This window comes from Acinetobacter sp. TR11, assembly GCF_027105035.1.
Classification (GTDB): Bacteria; Pseudomonadota; Gammaproteobacteria; order Pseudomonadales; family Moraxellaceae; genus Acinetobacter.
In genome coordinates this window covers 2,567,986-2,582,129 of sequence record NZ_CP114256.1, presented here as the reverse complement: position 1 = coordinate 2,582,129, position 14,144 = coordinate 2,567,986, and the positions used below count along the sequence as shown (strand labels likewise).

The 14,144-nt window shown below is 37.8% G+C and carries 13 protein-coding genes and 1 riboswitch; of the genes, 5 read left to right on the top strand and 8 right to left on the bottom strand.

The window, feature by feature from the left end; genetic code table 11:
• Nucleotides 1-21: 21 nt before the first annotated feature.
• Nucleotides 22-375 (bottom strand): heavy-metal resistance, encoded by a 354-nt coding sequence (locus tag O1450_RS12310; protein ID WP_269228647.1) that lies wholly within the window; start codon nucleotides 373-375, stop codon nucleotides 22-24.
• Between the two features lie 131 nt (nucleotides 376-506).
• On the opposite strand from O1450_RS12310, the gene baeS reads away from it, so the two are divergent.
• The 4 genes from baeS to O1450_RS12290 all read left to right on the top strand — a co-directional run bounded on the left by baeS (nucleotide 507) and on the right by O1450_RS12290 (nucleotide 5,568).
• A complete protein-coding gene (gene baeS, locus O1450_RS12305) occupies nucleotides 507-2,177 on the top strand; it encodes a sensor histidine kinase efflux regulator BaeS (protein WP_269228646.1) in 1,671 nt (556 codons plus the stop codon).
• A gap of 46 nt (nucleotides 2,178-2,223) precedes the next feature.
• Complete coding sequence (locus O1450_RS12300; protein WP_004664800.1) at nucleotides 2,224-2,910, top strand: response regulator; 687 nt, start codon at nucleotides 2,224-2,226, stop codon at nucleotides 2,908-2,910.
• 160 nt (nucleotides 2,911-3,070) lie between these two features.
• Complete coding sequence (locus O1450_RS12295; protein WP_269228645.1) at nucleotides 3,071-4,456, top strand: hypothetical protein; 1,386 nt, start codon at nucleotides 3,071-3,073, stop codon at nucleotides 4,454-4,456.
• A 38-nt stretch (nucleotides 4,457-4,494) separates the two neighbouring features.
• A complete protein-coding gene (locus O1450_RS12290; RefSeq protein ID WP_269228644.1) occupies nucleotides 4,495-5,568 on the top strand; it encodes a hypothetical protein in 1,074 nt (357 codons plus the stop codon).
• Nucleotides 5,569-5,571: 3 nt separating this feature from the next.
• Here O1450_RS12290 and O1450_RS12285 read toward each other — a convergent pair whose 3' ends face one another.
• From O1450_RS12285 to O1450_RS12270, 4 genes are all read right to left on the bottom strand, one after another.
• On the bottom strand, nucleotides 5,572-6,447 hold the full coding sequence (locus O1450_RS12285) for a hypothetical protein (RefSeq protein WP_269228643.1): 876 nt from the start codon (nucleotides 6,445-6,447) through the stop codon (nucleotides 5,572-5,574).
• Between the two features lie 73 nt (nucleotides 6,448-6,520).
• On the bottom strand, nucleotides 6,521-7,102 hold the full coding sequence (locus tag O1450_RS12280) for a L,D-transpeptidase family protein (RefSeq protein ID WP_269230471.1): 582 nt from the start codon (nucleotides 7,100-7,102) through the stop codon (nucleotides 6,521-6,523).
• A gap of 10 nt (nucleotides 7,103-7,112) precedes the next feature.
• Entirely contained in the window at nucleotides 7,113-8,555 is a 1,443-nt protein-coding gene (locus O1450_RS12275; protein WP_269228642.1) for a protein adenylyltransferase SelO, read from the bottom strand.
• A gap of 142 nt (nucleotides 8,556-8,697) precedes the next feature.
• Complete coding sequence (locus O1450_RS12270) at nucleotides 8,698-9,867, bottom strand: acyl-CoA desaturase (RefSeq protein ID WP_269228641.1); 1,170 nt, start codon at nucleotides 9,865-9,867, stop codon at nucleotides 8,698-8,700.
• Between the two features lie 211 nt (nucleotides 9,868-10,078).
• Between O1450_RS12270 and O1450_RS12265 the strand changes: the two genes are divergently transcribed.
• Entirely contained in the window at nucleotides 10,079-10,606 is a 528-nt protein-coding gene (locus O1450_RS12265; protein ID WP_269228640.1) for an META domain-containing protein, read from the top strand.
• Between the two features lie 29 nt (nucleotides 10,607-10,635).
• Here O1450_RS12265 and O1450_RS12260 read toward each other — a convergent pair whose 3' ends face one another.
• The 3 genes from O1450_RS12260 to O1450_RS12250 all read right to left on the bottom strand — a co-directional run bounded on the left by O1450_RS12260 (nucleotide 10,636) and on the right by O1450_RS12250 (nucleotide 13,881).
• Nucleotides 10,636-11,355 (bottom strand): glycerophosphodiester phosphodiesterase, encoded by a 720-nt coding sequence (locus tag O1450_RS12260; protein ID WP_269228639.1) that lies wholly within the window; start codon nucleotides 11,353-11,355, stop codon nucleotides 10,636-10,638.
• A gap of 19 nt (nucleotides 11,356-11,374) precedes the next feature.
• Nucleotides 11,375-11,962 carry a cob(I)yrinic acid a,c-diamide adenosyltransferase gene (locus tag O1450_RS12255; protein WP_269228638.1) on the bottom strand — a complete coding sequence of 196 codons (588 nt, stop codon included), beginning with the start codon at nucleotides 11,960-11,962 and terminating at the stop codon, nucleotides 11,375-11,377.
• A 95-nt stretch (nucleotides 11,963-12,057) separates the two neighbouring features.
• Nucleotides 12,058-13,881 carry a TonB-dependent receptor plug domain-containing protein gene (locus O1450_RS12250; RefSeq protein WP_269228637.1) on the bottom strand — a complete coding sequence of 608 codons (1,824 nt, stop codon included), beginning with the start codon at nucleotides 13,879-13,881 and terminating at the stop codon, nucleotides 12,058-12,060.
• A gap of 37 nt (nucleotides 13,882-13,918) precedes the next feature.
• Nucleotides 13,919-14,131: riboswitch (cobalamin riboswitch) on the bottom strand.
• Nucleotides 14,132-14,144: the final 13 nt, after the last annotated feature.

Here is a 14,144-nt window from a genome sequence, read left to right as displayed (position 1 = left end):
ATATTATGTTCTTACATAGGTTTAACGTTTGAATTGTGATTTCTCAGGCGTAAAGCGAACGTCACAAGTACCTTCAATTACACGATTATTCCACTGAACATTCACACGCTCACCGATGCGTTTACCCTGACAGGCTTTCTCGATCTGTGCTCTCTGTAGTCGATGTTCTTCACGCATTTGTTCTCGTTGCTCTTCACGTTGTTCGCGTTTAGCTTGCCATTCTGCACGTTGTTCAGGGGTTAGCGGTTGACGTTGCATTTCGTGGCGGTGGTGGTCATGATTCATTCCTTGTTCTGAAGGTGTTACTTGGCAGGCAGCCAAACCTAAAACAGAACCGAGAAGAGTTGTCATTAATACAATTTTTGTCTTGTTCATTATTTTATCCTGCGTAGTCAGTTAAGATTCGATTGTTAAAGATTAGATAATAAAGATGAAGAAAGAATGGAGAGTTTTTTTGAACCATGTTGGTTACAATCCATAAATAGAACACTATTGAGATTTAGCTTTTGAATGTTCGTCGCATGCCTTTAGCCATACGTTTATTTTTAACGGTATTACTGACTACCTTAGTGATTGCAACAATCAGTTTAGGGGTATTGCATTGGACCATGCAAAAGAACTTCGCTCGTTATGTTGCTGATGTGGAAATGCAAAAATTAGATCGTTTGATTGCGAATCTAGGTAATGTTTATACGGTTTATCATGACTGGGGGAATGCCATTCAGGCGCAGATTTTACAAATTGAAGGCAACGCAGCACCTGATGATTATGATCGTTTGTCTCAGTGGTGGTTGCGCCGTCAGTATGATATTGCCTTACAACAACGTTATTTCAATGACCATACCTTATTAACGCTTTCACCCACGTTAGCTCAAAACAACACCGAAATAAAAAATCGTCAGATTTTTAATGATGAAGAATTAAAGATTCTTAAACAAAATTTACCCTCAGAATATCAACCCTTTGAAGGCTTACGTTTTCCTTTGAGCCCGAGCCAATTTCGGTTAAAGAAAGATGCGAAAGATGACAAGCAAGAGACCAAATCTAGTTCATCATCTGAACATGTTAAAAAGCGTTTTGTATCAATTCCAGATCGTTTAGGTTTAAGTTCAAGACTGTCTTTATATGATGAAAAACACCAATTTATTGTGGGCGAACCTGCAACTGATCAAATAGCCTACCGTCCAATTCTGGTCGATCAAAAAGTTGTGGGTTATCTCGGCTTAAAACCCGTATTGGATCAGGATGATGCATCAAGTATCAATTTCTTTAGTAATCAAAAGCGTTATTTGCTTTTAGTTTATGCCTTAACCGTGCTTTCCAGTTTGGTGGCTGCATTATTGATGGCGACTTATTTTAAAAAGCCAATTCAACGTTTGCTTAATGCGACTTTGGAATTAACGCGTGGAAATTACCAACATCAGGTTGTGATTAAGCGAAATGATGAATTGGGAGATTTATCTAATCAACTGAATCATTTGGCTGATATTTTGCATCAACATGAGGAATCGCGCCGTCAATGGGTCGCAGATACTTCTCATGAATTAAAAACGCCTTTGGCTGTGTTACAAGCACAGATTGAAGCGATGCAGGATGGAATTCGTAAAGCAACACCTGAGCATCTTGATGCAATGATGCGTCAAGTGAGTAGTTTAAAGAAGCTAACACAAGATTTGGCTGATTTGGCACAGGCAGATGTGCAGCAGTTGAAATGCTATTTTGCTGAAGTCAATCCATGGGATGTAGTACTGCAAGAAGTTGAAAATTTTAAACCTACATTTGAACAAAAGCAGTTTGATTTTTCACTCTCAGGCGAAGGAATAAGCCTATCTTTAGATCGAGATCGTTTTAAACAGATCATTGTTAACTTGCTTGGAAATTGTGTACGTTACACAGAACAAGGTGGAAAAATACAGATTCATACTCAACAAAATGAGCATGAATGGATACTGTATGTAGATGATAGCCCATTTGGGGTAAGTGATGAGCAGTTGGCGCGTTTAGGCGAGCGCTTTTATCGTGTGGATGATTCACGCACACGTAGCACTGGCGGAACAGGTTTAGGTTTGGCTTTGTCTTGTAAACTTGCACAGGCTTTAGGTGGTTCACTTACTTTTAATCATTCACCTTTAGGTGGATTGCGTTGTGTGCTGACTTTCCCAAAATTAATTAAATAACTTTTTTGATCCTCTTTGCTTGAGGACGATGGATAGGATGAAAACCATGAAGCATATTATGTTGGTTGAAGATGAAGTTGAACTGGCGCAGTTAGTTCGTGATTATTTAGAAGCGGCTGGGTTTGAAGTCAGTATGTTTCATGATGGTCAAGATGCTTATACTCAGTTCCAGCAACGTAAACCCAGTCTCATGATTTTAGACTTGATGGTTCCACGTATGGATGGTTTAACCATTTGCCGTAAAGTCCGTGAACAATCTGATTTACCTATTATTATGGTAACTGCGCGTACTGAAGAAATTGATCGTGTCTTAGGTTTAAATATGGGGGCAGATGACTATATTTGTAAACCATTTAGTCCGAAAGAGTTGGTTGCACGTGTACAAGCTGTTTTACGTCGTTTAGAGCGTAAGGCAGAACCTGATCAAAATGATTTATTTCGTATCGACAAAGCACAGCAACGTATTTGGTATCAACAAAAAGCATTAACTTTAACACCGACTGAATTCCGTTTATTGGAATTATTCTTGGAACATCTCGGTCAAGTCTATTCTCGTGCGCAATTATTAGATCATATTAATCCAGATAGTTTTGATGTCGCAGATCGTGTAATTGACAGTCATATTAAAAATCTTCGTCGTAAAATTACTGAAGCTGCCGAAACAGGTAATCGCCATGAATGGATTCAAGCGGTTTATGGTGTAGGTTATCGTTTTGAATATCCTGATGAGTAAAATATAAAAGCCCTTTTGTAAATAAAGGGCTTTTTATTAAATAATAAATTGTCATTATAATCATAAGTAGCTATTATTTGTTTAAAGTCAATATATGACTTTTATTAAATCCTAAATTTAAAATATTTAGATAATAACTTTATTATAAAAGGGTTGTCAAATGTTTAAAAAAACATTTTTAGCTTTCGCTTGTTCTACATTTTTAGTTGCTTGTGGAGGTGGTGGTAGTACTTCTTCAAATAATACTGATAATGGTAATCCAGTTGCTCCTGTTTCAGATTTAAATAAAGCAAAACAGTTGATTGATACAACCAATAATATCATTTCTTATTTTGATAGTTTTGATGGATTGCAATCACAGTATAAACCAACATTTGATGCAGTTAGTGATGTAGGTAGCGATATTGGTAATGCCAGTAGCTTGATTTTGACTTTGGCGTCATTGGCACAACAAAATGCCCAAGGTTCGGAAAAAGAATATAATGCAGCTCAGTTGGAAGCCCTATTGAAAGAGGACTCAACTTATGGGGGGGATTATTACCCTCATTATCAGTTGAGTAATAATACGCTGAAAGTGAGTGTGAAGCCTGATTCCGTTACTGTAACAGGTGGTGTTACAGCTAAATATTGGACAGATTATGTTTGGGACTATAAAACTCAGAAACGTCATGATGTTTTTGGTGATGAAGCCAACGTGACTGTAACCAATTTGAAATTAGAAGCACCATTCTCGGCATCTCAATCAACTTACGATTTTAAATTGGTTGCTGGTGGGAAAATTGCCACTAAGAATGTTATGAGTAAAAAAGAAGCAATTTTAGCAGTAAATAGTGATAGTACAGCTCAAGTCGTTTATAACAATCCAGCAAAACTGGTTGATCGTTCTAGTGATCAAACTCCTATAACTGCACAATTTAAGTTTATGAATATTGTGTTGACTGCCGTAGGTACAGGTGCTGAATTGAGTTTAACTGAGTTTTCAAGCAAGGCTAAACAAGTTCAAATTAAAGATGGTTCAAGCACATCTACAGAAATTATTCCAACTGAACTCAATTTTAAAGGTAAGGCTGTTGCTGGAACTGAGAACCTGAATTTAGATGCAAGTGTTAAATTAAATAATGATTTATCCAAAGTGATTGATGTGACTAATGGTGAATCTGCTGCTGCATTTATCAATGCTGATCTTAATGTGAAACTCAGTGGTAATGTTAAAGGTGGTGGCACAAGTATTAAACCATTTAGTGTTGATTTAACTGCTAAACGTAATGAGTATCGGAAAGGTACAGCAACGATTAAGATTGCTGTAGATAAAGATATGCTTACGACTGACTTTAAAACTGATAATTTGATTACAACAGATGTACCTGTCGTTTGGGCAAAATTGTCTCATCCTAATGGGGCATATGTGGAAATTGCTAATCTTGATAATTTTTCATCAGCCCAGATTAAAGTGGGTAATACCGCATATGGCACAGTGAGTAAAGTGTCAGATAATGTATATTCTGCAAAATTCACAGATAATACCGTTAAAGCGATTGCACCATAATCATGAAAAGGAGAGGGGGAGTAAATCCCCCTTTTTATATGCTCAAAAAAAGTCTAGCTGTATTGGGAATGCTTATTCCTTTCTACTCTCATGCTCAGGAAAAAATCTATTATCAAGTGCAGGCAAATGTATATAGTGAACCTGTGTCGATTCACGCATTTACAGATGATTGGGATGATACGTATTTTAAATCAGGAAAAAATGCTTTTGCTCATGGTTTAATGCAGTTGGGTATTAAACAGGGCCAATGGGATTTTAGCTGGATTTGGCGTTATGATTATGTCCTACATTTTAGTCCAGATACTGCAACATTATATTATCAGATCAAAAATGAAAAATTGATTGATGCCAGTACTCAATATAATTTACAACTTGAGGCGCAGCATGTTGATACTGTCGGCTCTAGATTTGCCTATACATGGCAGTTGAGTCCGAACTGGAGTTTAACAACGGGTGCAACTGCATTAATTGGGCGGCATTATGTAGATGGTCAAGTCAATGCTTTGGCTCAAACAACTGATCAAAAGCAACTCATGGACCGCGTTAAATGGCTGAATGGCCAAATTGACTATAGTTATGACCAGCCAGCACTAAAAGAAGATAAAATGGGGTGGAATGAGCATGCAAATCAGGGTTATGGTTTTGCATTTGATACTTCATTACAAGGGACAATTGCGAATCACTGGAAAGTAAACATTAATATTCAGGATGCAATGGCTTATTTATATTGGCAAGATGCACCTTATACACAGTATCAGATTGCTTATGATCAAGATAAGCGCCCCCGCTTTGATATTCACGGACAATTTAGTAAGCACCATCAATACACCCAAAAACTGCCATTTAAAATTTATACTGATTTCAATTATCAGTCGGATCAGGCTTGGCAGTTAGGTATAAGCTCAATCAGTAATCAATATAATAGTCTTTGGCAACTGAATGCTTATTGGGATGCAGGGTTGCAATGGGGAATCCATTTTGAACCACAGACTCATGCCTTGGGGTTATCAATTCAACATGATTATTTTGGTGTGAAATATATTACAGATAATCTAAATAGTAATCAGGCTAAGAGAATGGGTGCACAATTATTTGCGCAATATCAATGGTAGAGATTAAGCAAAATAGTAATCCACATCTAAACTCAAACCTAGTGCAAACAATTGTTGAATATTGGCTGCACTGACGAGTCGGTGATGTGGATTTTCAACATTCCCAGTTGCACTGATACCGAGTGAATATTGGGGATTAAAAAATAGCTGCTGTAAGGTACTTTGATAAGGTTGTAACTGTTCGAGTACATCACTGATATGCTCATTCAGTTTTACTGTTTCTCGATTTAAACGTGAAGAAAGATTTATTGATGAATTACGATGGTTGATCCTTGGTCTAATCACTGCATTTGGTCGTAAGATGTTACACCCCTGATCAAAATATACTTCAAAAGTTAATTCAGGAAACAGTTGTTGTAACTCCTTTGCTGGTAATTTAGACCAAATACAGAAATAAGCATATTCACTACATGGTCTTGATTCTTCTATTGTTACTATTGGTTTTGCATATGGATAATCGTGTCCATCATCTTGATCCAAATGACCATGTAAATGAAATCTAGCATTTAATTCGCTCAGCTCCCGTAATAGATCAATATTAAGATGAAAACCAGCGCCTTGCGTATTTACATCATGCGTGACCAAATGCAGAGTACAGTTGAAATCGGGTGATATTTGTAAGATAGAAGTGTTATGTTTAAGACGAGTAAACCAATGAAATAATTGCTGTGCATCATCTTGACAGTCATCGACATCAAAGCGAATACACATCTGTTGAAATTGATGTGTACCATCATCACTGATTTGACCTTTATTCCAAGCTTCATAGCCACACATTCGATCAAAATGATATTGTTCAATAATCTGTTGAACATCTTGTTCACTGTCTTGGGTAATGGTGAGGTAAAAGTATTCACTATAGCTTTGTTGTTGGGACATTTTTTATCAATCTCATTTTATCCTGTGGATAGCCACAATATTATCCACAGAAAATGTGGATAGTTTTAAAAAATTATGGGTGAATATTGATCTCTGTATGATTGGTGACGAGTGCCCATATTTCATCCATATCTGAATTGGTGACAGCAATACAGCCCAAAGTCCAATCTTTACGAGGCATATATCTCGCACTTGAAGGCAATGAAGCTGCCCGTATAGGCACTGTTCCATGAATCATGACGTCTCCACCTGTAGATTGATGCTGCTGTTTGGCGAAAGCCAGATCATTTTGATTCGGGTAGGAAATATGTAGCGATTTATAATATGAACTTTGAGGATTGCGCCAGTCGATTGAGTATGTTCCTTCAGGTGTTTTGCCATCACCTTCAAATTGTTTATGCCCGATTGGGTTAAAGCCTAAACGAATCGGATAGCTTCGAATCACTTCATCTTGATGTTTCAATTGTAGAAGTCGTTGGCTTTTAAACACTTCAATTGAAGTCACAGGTTTGGTTTGATTGAGTTGTTGTATCACTTGTGCTGAAAGAGGTTTGTGTGTTGGTGTGAATGTAGGCAGAAACTTTCCATACTGATAAAAAGCCAGCCCACTGAAAAGAATTAGTATGATAAATCCAACCACAAACCTGAGTTTCATCATTGATCTTCTACGATGAACAACTTACTGAAATTTCAGGCACATCACTTGGTAAAGGTGCGGTATCTTGTTCAGTTTCCAACTCAGGCTGTTTTTGATAAGGCTGATTGAGTAGCTTAAATAAACGATCAACTTCACTAAAATCACCACGTTCAGCTTGTTCAATCGCTTTTTGTGCCATGTGGTTGCGTAAAATATAATGTGGATTGGCACCTTGCATAATTCGATCTAACTCATCCGTATCCTGATTGTTACGAATGCCCTGATATTGTTGTAGAAAAGCATCAAACTGACGTAGGTCTAAGCAGTCATCACGGAGTGCTTTATATGCCTTGTTTTGTAGGCGAATAAAACTTTGCGTATAGTCGAGTTGTTCCGTTTGTAAAATTCGTAAGAATGCAAAACTACAATCTAAACTGTCTTTATGAAAATGGGGGAGTCCCATCTTTTCACAAAGTCCTTGACCATAGTGGTGTAAGAAGGTCGGCTCAAACTGTTCTAAGCAAGTTGCTAAATCGTGTTTGAATTGTTCTTTATGCTCAGGCTTAGCTAAAGGAATAAGATTGTTCAACCATGTCCATAAATTCCAATGTCCAATGCTCGGTTGGTTTTGATAGGTATAGCGACCTTGATAATCGGAGTGGTTATTAATCCAGTTTGGTCGAAAGCGTTCCATAAATCCATAAGGACCAAAATCTAAGGTTGAGCCTGTAATATTCAAATTATCGGTATTCATCACACCATGCGCAAAACCGACCAATTGCCATTTGGCGATCATGATTGCTGTACGCTCAATGACAGCTTTAGCAAACGCAAGGTTTGGATTGTCAGCTTCTAAACATTCTGGATAATGCCATTCGATACACTTTTGCGTAAATTCAGTTAAAAGTTCAGGTGCATATTGATTGATCCACTCAAAATGACCGAGGCGAATGTGACATTCTGAAGTGCGTAACAACATTGCACCAAGTTCTAAGGTTTCACGTTGTACACCTTGTGTAGATGTGGTGAAACCAACCGCATGGCTAGATGCGACACCAAGCGCATTGAGTGCATGTCCAGCTAAGTATTCTCGAATAACTGAACGAAGTACGGCACGACCATCGCCCATACGAGAGTAGGGGGTAGAGCCAGCACCCTTGAGGTGTAGATCAATGGTTTGCCCATGTTGATTTAGAATTTGTCCAATCAATAAACCACGTCCATCACCTAATTGACCTGCCCATTGACCAAATTGATGACCTGCATACACCATTGCCAAGGGAGTGAATTCAGCAAAAGTTTTTTGCCCACTACAAATCTCGACCCAATTGGCTTTATCTTCATCACTCCATTGTAACTCATCTGCCAAAGCCTCGTTGAAATGACCTGCTTTTGCGCCATGTAAAGGAGTTGGTTGTTGCTGATGATAGAGTTTTGAATTAAGCGATGAATAGCGAGGATTGAAATGCATAGGTCAATATCATGGCAAGGAGCTGAAAGATGACTATAACAAAGATAGGTCTAAAATAGTGAATTGTGCTTATGAGCTGAGTTTTTAAATAGGCATAAAAAATGGCCTCTAAAGAGACCATTTTATTGAACATCTTTAACTTTTATTCCGAAACTGGTGCTTTTTTGATATTACGCACTAAAGTTTCTAGACATTCACGATGGTGTGCAAGGCGATGTTCAAGCAGTTGGAAATCAACTTTAAGCTTATGATCCATTTGATGGATTTTTTCAGCCATTGCCGCTTTTTTCGCTTGTAGTTCTTGCTCTTTCAATTTAGCCCAATCATTTAATGTATTGGTAAATGCTTCATATTCTTGAGCAATACGTTGTTTCATCTGAGCGATATCAGTATTTACATCGTGACCATAAATCGCGAGGTCTTGTTCAGCATATTTAAACTTCATCGCAAGCTCTGCTTTTTGGATATTAAAGCTTGGAATACGACGTAGATTTTTGGCTAAACCTAACTTAGAACTTGTCCAAATTAACCATTTTGTAGGGTCATATTGCCACCATTTTACGCCGTTACGATAATCGTATTGGAAAATATGGTGATAGTTATGATAGCCCTCACCCCAAGTGAGAATTGCTAAGATAAAATTATCACGTGCGGTATTTTCGTCAGTATAAGGGCGTTTACCCCACATATGACATAAAGAGTTAATGAAGAAGGTGACATGATGGCTAAGGAACAAACGAACTAAACCACCTAAAAGTAATACACCCCAGATATCACCAACCAACCAACCGACAGGCAACAAAATACCTGCATGGACAGCAATAACTAAAGGAACATAATATTTATCTTGGAACATGACTAATTTGTCATTTAACAAATCAGGTGCGTTTTTATAATTTGGTTCGGCAGCAGGGTAGTTACGTAACATCCAACCCATATGTGCATACCAGAATCCATTATTAATCGAATAAGGATCTTGATCGATATCATCAACATGACGGTGATGAGTACGGTGACCTGAAGCCCAAAATAAGATACTATTTTGAACTGCAAAAGTACCCATAATCATAAGAATGATTTTTAAAGGTAGGGTTGCTTCATAAGCACGGTGTGCCCATAAGCGATGATAGCCAGCAGTGATACCTAAACTGCTTACACCTAGTAAGACAAACATGCTAATCCATGCGCCCATACTAAAGTCATGATAATAGGTATAAATTGGAATCGAAATGAGTGCAACAACTGGTAAAAATACCAATGCGAAAATTGCAATCCAATTAATGGGTGCTTTCTTGAGTGGGGCGGAAGTCATATCCGTCAGCGCTCCTAAAAACCTTGATTACACAAGATATAAAAACCAAACGAGATAGCAAAACCAATCATGACGATATATTGCTATTTTATGCTCGATATTAGCATGCTCAGATTAGATAACACTAGTATTATTCTACAGTTGTACTGAAAGAACAGTAACAGAATTCGTTTGTTGAATTAATCAATAAATTAAAAGGCGAAATAAATCAATGTCAGAACAAATAAGCGTGAAAAATACAATTTATTCTTTGAATAATTTTTTTCACAAAACTTTAATATTATCTTGTGCTTTGCTACTTACTGCATGCCAAAGTCAACCGACACAGATCACTAAAAATAGCTTACATCCCAAACGTGTAAGTGAATTGCCTCCTATGCAAGTTCGTAAAAGCAACGATGGCATTCAAGAGGTGAATTGGCAAATAACCATGATTCAAAATAAACGTGCTTTATTCTTCAATCAATACCCAAGTTTTATGCTGAATTCAGTGACTAAAACCATTTCAGGTCATACGGGCTGCAATAATATTTATGGAAGTTATCAATATGATCTTAGCCAAAGGAAAATGAGTTTTGATGTGAGAGCGCAGCACTTAAGTTGTGATAAAGCACTCGCACAAGAAGCAGATCTGATGGATGCGATGCAGCGGATTGAACGTTTCCAAATTGAAGGGACGAATTTGTATTTATTAGATGCAAAAGGACAGCGTTTAATTCAGGCGCAATCTAAAAAATAAAATTAGTTGTCGGAATAAATTCCATACTTTTATAAAGTTAGATGTTGCAACATGGTGCTCGGAACATCGGTGATCAAGCCTTGAATGCCTAATTGTTGTAGATGTTTGGCACGTTCAACGTCATTAACTGTCCAAACACTCACAGCAAGTTCGGCTTGCTGTGTAAACTGAATGATTTGATCGGTTGCCAGTTGATCTTTCCAACCAATTTGGTCGCACTCATATTGTTGAGCAAGCTCGATTGCGTATTCCCCAATCGGGATTTCAACCAACAGACCACGTTTAAAAGGGCTTTGGTATTGCTGTAATGCAGCTAAAATTTTCACATCAAAACTGGTAATCGTAGCAGCCTGTTCAAAGTCGACTAGATCTTGATGTAATTGCAGAATTAAACGCTCAGCCGCTGCTTCATCTGCAACTGCTTTAATTTCAACTTCAATATGTTCAAAGTCAGTTAAACAAGCCATTACATGGGGCAGGCTGGGTGTGTATTCTTCAAATGCCCACGCCTGCCATTGGTGGCGATGATCGAATTGCTGAGCTTCAGATAAATTACAGCTTTCAACATGATGTGATTTACCCGTGGTACGAACAAAATCATCATCATGAATTACAACCAATTGGTCATCTTTAAGTTGGCGTACATCAAATTCAACTGCACGTATACCTAAATCATGCAAATAGCGAAAACCACCTAACGTATTTTCAGGTGCTTCGCCTCGTGCACCACGATGACCAATGATTCGCATTTTGATTACCTTAAAATAATTATGCTTGATCAATACTATCATTAATGTTTTTTTGCCAAAGCACTTCACTACCGCCTTCTGCACGCTGCAAAGCACGCGAAGCAACAAATAACCAGTCGGATAAACGATTCAAAAGCTGTAAAGCAGTAGCTTGAATATTTTGATCACGATTGTGTACTGACATCAAAGCACGTTCTGCGCGGCGACATACAGCACGAGCTTGATGTGCATAACTACATGCTAGGCTACCCGAAGGCAAGATAAACTCTTTGAGCATTGGCAGAGATTCATTCATGTGATCGATTTCTTTTTCGAGAAATTCGATACAAATCGGTTGGAGTAAATGATAGTTCGGAATACAAACCTCACCGCCTAAATCAAATAACCAATGTTGAATCAAGCTTAAACTTTTATCCCAATCAGCTTTATTTTCAATTTGAGATGTGCTGATTTGTGCGCGAAGCACGCCAATCGTGGCATTGAGTTCATCTACATCACCTAGCGCATTAATTCGTAAGTCATCTTTAGCGACACGTGAGCCATCCCCAAGACCTGTTGTACCTGAATCGCCTGTGCGCGTATAGATTTTACTTAAACGATGTCCCATCAAGCTGTCCTATAAATAAAAAGGGGATAATGTCGGTCAGAACATTACCCCGAAATTGGAGTTAAGAAAATATTTTTATTGTCTAGATTGCACGATTAATAACGAAGAGTGACACCTACAGAAGCTTGGCGACCACCGTTGATGTAGTAACTACCGCTACCATAGGCTGTACGATATTTTGAATCGCCGACATTTTGAATGTTCGCAAAAACATCTACATTTTTATTCACTTTATATTGTCCATGCATATCTACACGGAAGTGTCCAGGGATTTGAACATTGTCAAAGGCACTGTTGTCATAATCACCATTCGCTAACATTGTGGTCGAGAAAGTATATTGTTCATCTGCCCAACCAGCAGTCAAGGAAATTTTCTGACGAGGGCGACGACTTAAATCTTCATCATTTTTCTTGTCTTTAGCGCGAACATAGTTATAACTTAAATTTGTAAATAGGTTTTCACCTTGCCATTTCACATATAGCTCACTACCCTCCATTTTAGCTTTTTCAACGTTACTCATTTGATTCAGAACGCCATCAAAAGCAATCAGGTTATCTACTTCTGTTGTATAAAGAGATAAACCTGTTGAAATATTGTAAGCCAGTTTTTGGTCTAGACCGATTTCATAAGACAAGCTTTCTTCTGGTTTAAGGTCAGGATTTCCACCAAAAGCATACATATCATTTAAAGTTGGTGCTTTAAATGCTGAACCGATATTTGCATAAACACTGGTTAAAGGTAGCACTTGATAACGAGCAGATCCTTGAGCAACAGTATGTGTGCCGAATTTTTCATTGTCTTCTACACGGATACCAACCTGAGTGTTTAATCCTGCTTGATCATATTTGTGTTGGATATAATAACCTGTTGAATCAATATCTTCTTGATATGGTGTTCCATAGGAGATCACATCACCATCAATATTTCGATGTGTTGCACCAACTAGAAGCTTTTGATTTGGTGTAAAGCCCCATTGACCATAGATTTCAGATTCTTGCGTTTTACTATGGACAAAATCTGTTGAATTATTTTGATCTATTTCATCTTTGAATTGAGAAAAACGGGCATGTAGAGCTAAATTCTCAAGAATATTTAAACGTCCTTTAATGTTAATGATTTCATTTTTAAAATCTTGAGAAACGAGTTTGCCAGAGCTATCGTAATCGCTATAACCTTGGTTCTCACTATAATCAACAGAAGCTGCGTACTGTTCTTTTTCTACACCAATTTTTGCGCTATAGCCTTTTTGATCAAATGAGGCATCGGCTGCATTTTTTATATCTTTGACAGGTGTTCCATCAGTTTCAAGGCGTTGACCACGAATCTGTGCATAGAAACCATTTTCAGCCAGATCTGCACCGACTACAGATTTATAAGTTTTATTTTCACCAATTTCACCTGTTACAAAAGCAGCGCTTTTCTCTGGTGTTTTAGAAATCAATTGAACTACACCTGAGATTGCATCAGTACCATATAAAACTGATGCAGGACCTTTTAATACTTCGATCTGCTTAATATCAGTTGTATCAATAAATGGTAATGATGCTGTACCAGAAGTATTTGAATTTAGACGGACGCTATCTCTTAAAACAAGCGTTTGGTTTGAATTACCACCACGTAAAAAGATAGATGCCATTTGTCCATATCCGCCGCTTTGTACCATGTTGATCGAAGCATCGGTTTGGAGTAATTGTGGTAAAGAGGCAATTGGAGATTGTTCTAGAATCTTTGGTTCAATAATATTGATTCGAGCAGGAACTTCACTGACTTTTTGTTCAGTACGAGATGCCGTTACAACAATCGTATCTAGCGTCGCAGTTTTAGTACTTGATTGATCTTGAGCAAAAGTAGTTGAAGAAAACCCCATCGCAATAGCGATAGCACCAACTAAGCGTGTCGGTTGAAAAATAGTAGACATGATGTCGCTCCATACATTCACCCGTCGTGAATGTTAAAGTGGAAATAAACAACAAGCAGGTCTCCGGACTTCACTATATCATCACAATTATGATGCTATTAATCATCTTCCCACATCATTCAGATGCAGTGATTTGGCGCTTAGCTAAGATTAATAATTCGGTGTTACCGTTGCGAGGGCAGTGTTGGACTTACACCAACTTCCCTATAAGCAAAAGAATTTGCTTTAGACTTGTTGCGAGATGACGCGAAGTATAGAGTGTT

Excerpts from the sequence above, each read along its gene's own strand:
- O1450_RS12310 (WP_269228647.1), bottom strand. The coding sequence starts at position 375 with ATGAACAAGACAAAAATTGTATTAATGACAACTCTTCTCGGTTCTGTT.
- O1450_RS12300 (WP_004664800.1), top strand. The coding sequence starts at position 2,224 with ATGAAGCATATTATGTTGGTTGAAGATGAAGTTGAACTGGCGCAGTTA.
- O1450_RS12295 (WP_269228645.1), top strand. The coding sequence starts at position 3,071 with ATGTTTAAAAAAACATTTTTAGCTTTCGCTTGTTCTACATTTTTAGTT.
- O1450_RS12290 (WP_269228644.1), top strand. The coding sequence starts at position 4,495 with ATGCTCAAAAAAAGTCTAGCTGTATTGGGAATGCTTATTCCTTTCTAC.
- O1450_RS12285 (WP_269228643.1), bottom strand. The coding sequence starts at position 6,447 with ATGTCCCAACAACAAAGCTATAGTGAATACTTTTACCTCACCATTACC.
- O1450_RS12280 (WP_269230471.1), bottom strand. The coding sequence starts at position 7,102 with ATGAAACTCAGGTTTGTGGTTGGATTTATCATACTAATTCTTTTCAGT.
- O1450_RS12275 (WP_269228642.1), bottom strand. The coding sequence starts at position 8,555 with ATGCATTTCAATCCTCGCTATTCATCGCTTAATTCAAAACTCTATCAT.
- O1450_RS12270 (WP_269228641.1), bottom strand. The coding sequence starts at position 9,867 with ATGACTTCCGCCCCACTCAAGAAAGCACCCATTAATTGGATTGCAATT.
- O1450_RS12265 (WP_269228640.1), top strand. The coding sequence starts at position 10,079 with ATGTCAGAACAAATAAGCGTGAAAAATACAATTTATTCTTTGAATAAT.
- O1450_RS12260 (WP_269228639.1), bottom strand. The coding sequence starts at position 11,355 with ATGCGAATCATTGGTCATCGTGGTGCACGAGGCGAAGCACCTGAAAAT.
- O1450_RS12255 (WP_269228638.1), bottom strand. The coding sequence starts at position 11,962 with ATGGGACATCGTTTAAGTAAAATCTATACGCGCACAGGCGATTCAGGT.
- O1450_RS12250 (WP_269228637.1), bottom strand. The coding sequence starts at position 13,881 with ATGTCTACTATTTTTCAACCGACACGCTTAGTTGGTGCTATCGCTATT.